This is a genomic window from Gilliamella sp. B2717 (assembly GCF_026536675.1).
GTDB classification, from domain to species: domain Bacteria; phylum Pseudomonadota; class Gammaproteobacteria; order Enterobacterales; family Orbaceae; genus Gilliamella; species Gilliamella apicola_I.
The window spans coordinates 23,488-29,673 of sequence record NZ_JAFNNQ010000084.1 but is presented as its reverse complement, the minus strand read 5'-3'; the positions used below and the strand labels follow the sequence as shown (position 1 = coordinate 29,673).

The 6,186-nt window shown below is 32.1% G+C and carries 6 protein-coding genes; all 6 read right to left on the bottom strand.

Annotated elements, in window-relative coordinates:
- Nucleotides 1-988: hypothetical protein (locus J3U35_RS07625; protein WP_267360575.1), on the bottom strand; the 988-nt coding region annotated here is incomplete at its 3' end.
- A gap of 369 nt (nt 989-1,357) precedes the next feature.
- Complete coding sequence (locus J3U35_RS07620) at nt 1,358-1,948, bottom strand: hypothetical protein (RefSeq protein WP_267360573.1); 591 nt, start codon at nt 1,946-1,948, stop codon at nt 1,358-1,360.
- 75 nt (nt 1,949-2,023) lie between these two features.
- Nucleotides 2,024-2,698, bottom strand: a complete 675-nt coding sequence (locus J3U35_RS07615) for a hypothetical protein (RefSeq protein ID WP_267360571.1) — start codon at nt 2,696-2,698, stop codon at nt 2,024-2,026.
- Nucleotides 2,699-3,015: 317 nt separating this feature from the next.
- Nucleotides 3,016-3,318: a hypothetical protein gene (locus J3U35_RS07610; RefSeq protein WP_267360569.1), complete on the bottom strand. Its 303-nt coding sequence runs from the start codon at nt 3,316-3,318 to the stop codon at nt 3,016-3,018.
- 232 nt (nt 3,319-3,550) lie between these two features.
- Complete coding sequence (locus J3U35_RS07605; RefSeq protein ID WP_267360568.1) at nt 3,551-4,933, bottom strand: MATE family efflux transporter; 1,383 nt, start codon at nt 4,931-4,933, stop codon at nt 3,551-3,553.
- A gap of 242 nt (nt 4,934-5,175) precedes the next feature.
- A complete protein-coding gene (locus tag J3U35_RS07600; protein ID WP_267360566.1) occupies nt 5,176-6,186 on the bottom strand; it encodes a serine hydrolase domain-containing protein in 1,011 nt (336 codons plus the stop codon).

The following is a 6,186-nucleotide window of genomic DNA, read 5'->3' as shown; positions in this document are numbered from 1 at the left end:
TGCGTTCGACAAGCTCACCGTCTTTATAGGTTTCTGTGTACAAAAGTTTGCCTTTTTTGCGAGTGGATAAGATGGGTTCATTCAGTTCATTATGTTCTAATTGATGACATTTCCAAATACCAACAGGCAGGCCATTTTTGTATTCCGATTCGAGATAAATATAACCGATACCTAAAGGCGCATATTTACTGCCTGTTATCTCGATCCATACCCCCTCGCGAGTATGGTTTTGAACTAAACCTTCCTCTGTATCATTAAGATCTGTATTTTGAAAAGAACCATTAGTATCATAATAGCGGATGAATTTGCCTTGGGGTGTCAGTTGGTATGTTCTTTTTTCATTAGCAGCACTGTCTGTCTCATCACTACCAAAATCCCTAATAATTATTTTCCCATTATCATAATAGAAAAATCGATAGCTTCTACCCAGATCATTTCCATATTCGTAAGTGGCTGCTAATTTATCCACAATTTGATCAGAGCTGATAGAGATAATGGATTGAAAAATAAGGTGTCTTCCATACTCGCAATGGTTGCATTCTAACTCAAGGTTCTCGGTGGTGAGTAGAAACAGATCAAACTGAGGAAAGCCGGCTATTTTTTCCACATGAACTGTAATCTTCTGGTTTAAAATATCGTTGATATTAAATGGGATATCATAGGAATCCTGAACAATCTGCTTTAAATTTTCTTGGGTTAAAGTAATCTTATAGGATTGTTCTGATTGGGACTGCTTATATAAATTCCTGGCTAATTCATCAAAAGCCTTTTCATTCCCCGAACGTTCACTTTCTGTTTCTGCATGTTGCCAATGTGTTGCAAAGGGATATAAAACATGTTTATCACCAATTGGCGGGCTGGCAAGCGGAGCTTGCATAATTTGGGTAATAAGATCGTCTTTTTTATTTTTATTAATCGGTTGGCTATTCGCCATTTGCTTACAACCTATCATAAATAGGATGGTGAAACATACTATTATCAATCTCATTGCCAATATTCCTTGTTTATTTTTTACAATGTTTCCCCGTACTTTAAAAAACGCTTGTATAGAATAACGAGTGCAGTATATGAGTGCGGTTTTCAGAATTTATGGAGAGTATATACCTGATTTCAGATAATAGTGAATTTATTTCTTCTTTATTTTAGGTGGATTTTTAATTGATAACTTACTATGAATATTAACAATTTTTGCCAGAATATTTTTTTATTATCACGCATATTATGCACGGCAATCCATAGTAAAAAAATCCTGAATAATTATATATCATTTAGTCGCAATAAATTGGTATATCATTATTCAGGATTTTTATGTTGATTTTCTATAAAACTATTTAAAACTAATTCTTTTTTAAAACTATTATTTTCTATTGCGTAATACGCCATATTTGAAGTAATCTTCCATTCCTACAATATCCTCAGTATTGTAATCAGCAGGTATAGGACAGTCCAATATTTTGGTTTCAATTGATAAAGGTTTTAATTTTATTTCCTTAGTGACTTCATAAATTTTTTCAATCTCAAAAAAATCATTTTCTTTATCAAATGTCCCCAAACAAATTCCATTTTTATTATTTTCTAATCGAACATCAATAGAATATACATATTTATTAGCAACGAGGAGCACATCTCTTAAAATGTCATTTTTATCATATAAAAGAATATAATTATCTTTAAGATTACCTTTAATACATATCGGTCGAACATAATAAAACTCTGCATCAAGACCAAAAGTATCTGGTAGGTAGTAGTCTTCATTATTAAGATTAAAAAGCATGTCTAACTCTTTTGATTTAAAATAATCATTATTTCGATCATATTGTGCTTCATAGACAAATTTTGTATCTATATATTGATTTTCGTAGGCATTACAACTGAATGGTAAAAAAATTGCTAAAAATAAACTAATCAAATAGTTTTTAATTTTTATGGTAGTGCGGTTTATTTTCATTTTCATCATCTCCATCTTTGGTATTATAGGAATTTAGTCTAATTTTTGCCGATATATTTTTTATTACCACGCATTTTATGCACTGCAATCCATAGTATAAAAATCTAGAATGGATAAATACCATTTATTATCTAATTGGGTTAGATAAAATATAAAAATATTTTTTTCATGATTCGGTATTATACCTGGAAAGTTTTCTATATAAACAACTTTAACTGTTTTAGGGGCTATTATATCGGCAATGGCTTGATATTCCTCCCAAACAGGATTTTTTTCAAATTGATAGTGTTTTAGTTCCCAATGATAATAATCAAGCGCTATTTTTAAAGCCTCAATATTTTTTTCTTTTGGATTGGCATACAGACCTAGTTTATTAACTTTTTCACTACATGGATCAAATGGAGGATATTGTTCATATTGTATTTTAGGATTGCCAGATATTGTAACCCCTAGCAATTCATCTTCTACCCAAGAGGGTATTTTATTTTCAACTCCTTTATCATTAAATTTAAATTGTTCAATTCTTCTCATTGTGGGACTGGTACTCGCATTATATACAATGAAAAGACCTATATCTTTATTAATATATTGGTTAATTTCTTTAAAATTCTTTTTATTAAAAAGGTCAATAAGTTGATAAACCGTAGCATCAAAATGTGGGATTGTTTGAGTCACTGCTGATTGATTTTCTATTTTTTGACTACATGCTATGTTAGCCAAAGACAATAAAATCAGTAATAATATTCTCATTTTAAAATTGTTTCCTTTTACTATTAAATCAACCTGTTAAGACTATTTATAACTCATTTTTCCGCTTTATCAAATACTCAGTGATTATTTTTGAAATGGTATAAATAATAATAAGCATCCAGTTTAAACTTAAAATCATCATCAGAATAAATTTCTTTAATGTCTTTTTTATAAGTTACGATAGCTGTTATATCATAATTATCTAATCCTCTTTCTAGTAAATGTTTCTCTATTTCATTACTTAATAATTGTGGTTCATTAACCTCTTTATAAAAAGCAAAAAAATATCAAGAAAGTAATAGGTGGCAAAAATTGCTTTATAGGGTTTTCTCTTTTGTATTTTTATGTTTTAAAAAAAATAATATAAGCAAAACTGAAATATAAAGAATTAAAGGAATCTTATAAATCATATCAATGATATTTTGTCCTATCATTTCATTTTCATCAGAAAACAAAACATAATAACTATTGTGACTTAAATAATTAATATAATTATAATTTTCAGAAAGAGGATTCAATTTTAGCGCCAAAAAGACAGTAGGATCATCGTTGCAAATAAGAATTCGGGTAAAACCTTTAATTAATAGTAATAGTATTATTAAGATCTTTAATAATTTCATATTGTCATCCATTTATAATCTTATTGAACTGATTGAATTTCGACTTTAATTCGGGGATGTGCTTCATAGATATTACTTTTTCCCTATTCTTTTCTTCCAATAATATAATGATATTCAATATCTACCCAATTATTTTTTACAATATGTCTTTCTTCTCCTTGATTAACTTTTGTACTTAGCTTATTTGCTTAATATTGTTTGTGATAATAGCGTAGCAATAGACGAGAACAACTTATTCCAATATCGACTTGAATTTTAATGATTTCAGACTTTTCTTCACCCACAAAAATGACAATAAACATGAAAGTAGGTTTCCGAGTGCCATAGAGATAAAAATGCCATTCATTCCCATTTTTTGAACATAGACTAAATATAGTCCTATAGAAAAAATAATGATCATTCTAATATAAAGGATAATTACCGCAGGTAGGGGTTTTCCTGTCGCTTGAAAGCATGATCCGATTATCCACGATATTGCCATAAAGCAAAATGTAAATGATACGATTAGCACTTGTTTTCTGGCAAGATTAATCACTTCTGGTATTGAAGTAAATATTGAAAATAACCAAGGAGAAAGTAATACATACACTGCTGCAATGATGCTACATAGTATCATTATTGCCCTTAAGCCTAGATTAAAAGCTTCTTTAATCCGATCAAGTTGATTACGTCCATAATTTTGCGAAATAAAGACCGTCATTGCACCAGCAATAGCAATCATCGGGATAACTAAAATCTGATCAATTCTCCCAACCAATGTCCATGCATTCATTGCATTTTCATCAAAGGTATTGGTGATCATTTTGTTATATGCAACGATAATGATATAAGTTGAGGCTGTCATTAAAAACTGAGGCAATCCAATCCGTATGATTTCTCTGGCAATTTTTCCGTTAAAGTGAGCAAAGTTAAATGTTAACGGAATTCTTGATTTTCCCTTGTGTATAAAGCGGATTAAATAGATAAAAGCCATAAATAACGATATTGTTGTGGCTAAACCTGCACCAGCCACCCCCATATCGAGTACAAATATCAATATCGGATCAAGTATGATATTGAGCGTTACCATAATCATAAATGATATTGCAGTAACATATGTCAGGCCTTCGCCAATAAGAATACCACCATAAACCTGTAATAATATTATGAACAGTAAACCTGGGGCTAATGAATATAAAAACTGTAGACTATAAACTGTTGCTTCTAGGCTTAATTTATCACCTGATAATAAATCAATAATTTGTGGGCCAAAAGCATAACACATAATCATAAATGGCACGGTTAGCAGTAAAGCTATGACGACACCTGTAACACCCAGATTTTGATAATGATTAAATCGTTTTTCACCGATCAATCGCCCCGTTGTGGTACTGAGTCCAACGGCTAAACCTGAGGCGATAGCTTCAAAGACAAAAAATAATGGAAATAAAAGACCGGTTCCCGCCAACGGGGCTGAAGAAGTAGGATTGATCAATGAAATAAAATAGGTATTGATTATTAAGTAAGCATAATTTAATAAGTGACCAATGAGAATGGGAATCCCTATTTTTATAATTATTGGCATGATTGGACCTTCAAACATGCCTTTTTGCAATTTTTCTTGAAAATTTGACATAGATTTCTCTTTAAGTTTATTTTTTAATAAATAGTGATGTTATTTTTCTCTAGCGCAAAAAAGCGTCTAATCGACATGTTATTGAGAGCAAAATATCCATTATATTTTTCACGTTATAGCACCTGCCCGAGCAGCACCTATCCCAACCTAAAACGTTTTGTTAGACAGTTCATGGCGGTAAAACCTTCTTGCATTTTGGTGGAATGAATCGCAAAAGGGATATTTTATTTATGACGAAAAAATTAACTGTCTGTTATCGATGGAATGATATAATCCGCCATGAGTTCCCACCTGTCGATTATCATCTTGTCGACTTTCGATACGATTGCCACTATCAGATCCTTTTCGGGAACACAATAGAGATAAGTTCCGCCTATGCCTGCCGCGAGAAAAGTGTTAATACCCTTATCTTCTCTAAGCCACCACATATAGCCACAATCTTCCGTATGCTGTTTTAGCGATTCAGTTATCCAGTTTTCTGAAATGATCGGCTTGTCATTGCAATGGCCTTTATTCAAATACAAATATCCCAAACGAAGCATATCCCGCAGAGTTAAACACAGCCCCCAGCCTCCGGTATTGATATTTTGAGGATCTTTTATCCAACCGGTAATATTTTCACCATAGACCTCTTCTTTAGAAAAGGATTTCATCTGTTGGTCATCGATCTCTTTCACCCCTAAATGACTAAATAATGATTTATTGGCAAATTCTCGGGTTGATAGCCCCGTACTCCGCGTAATAATCTCTGAAAGAAGGTGGGCATTAGACATATTGAATTGAAACTCCCCAAGCAGGCCTTTTTGTCCCAACATTTCAAGCATAAACATCGTCCAATTCTTTTGCCTTCTCAACCTATCTAATGGCTCACTCTTTTTCCAAGAATAGGGTGCAGTCATGGTTAGTAAATGTTTGATTGTCAGATGTCGCTTTAACATATCACTGGCTTTGGATTCCGCTTCTGGAAAGAAATCCAGTATTGGTTGATCGGCGCTTTTTATATATCCTTTATCAATGGCTATTCCCACTAAAGCGGAAGTAACGCTTTGTGTTACTGAAGTGAGATGATGAGTATTTTCAGCATGGTAACCTTTGAAATATTTTTCAAACACAATACCGCCTTTTCGCAAAATCGCGATTCCTTTAATAATGCCTAGTTGAAAATTCAAGGCGACATCCAGCTCTCTCAATTTATCTGGATTCATATCCACCGATTCTGCATCAATGGTTTCTAATTCTTTTATATTAGCCAT

Excerpts from the sequence above, each read along its gene's own strand:
- J3U35_RS07620 (WP_267360573.1), bottom strand. The coding sequence starts at position 1,948 with ATGAAAATAAACCGCACTACCATAAAAATTAAAAACTATTTGATTAGT.
- J3U35_RS07615 (WP_267360571.1), bottom strand. The coding sequence starts at position 2,698 with ATGAGAATATTATTACTGATTTTATTGTCTTTGGCTAACATAGCATGT.
- J3U35_RS07610 (WP_267360569.1), bottom strand. The coding sequence starts at position 3,318 with ATGAAATTATTAAAGATCTTAATAATACTATTACTATTAATTAAAGGT.
- J3U35_RS07605 (WP_267360568.1), bottom strand. The coding sequence starts at position 4,933 with ATGTCAAATTTTCAAGAAAAATTGCAAAAAGGCATGTTTGAAGGTCCA.
- J3U35_RS07600 (WP_267360566.1), bottom strand. The coding sequence starts at position 6,186 with ATGGCTAATATAAAAGAATTAGAAACCATTGATGCAGAATCGGTGGAT.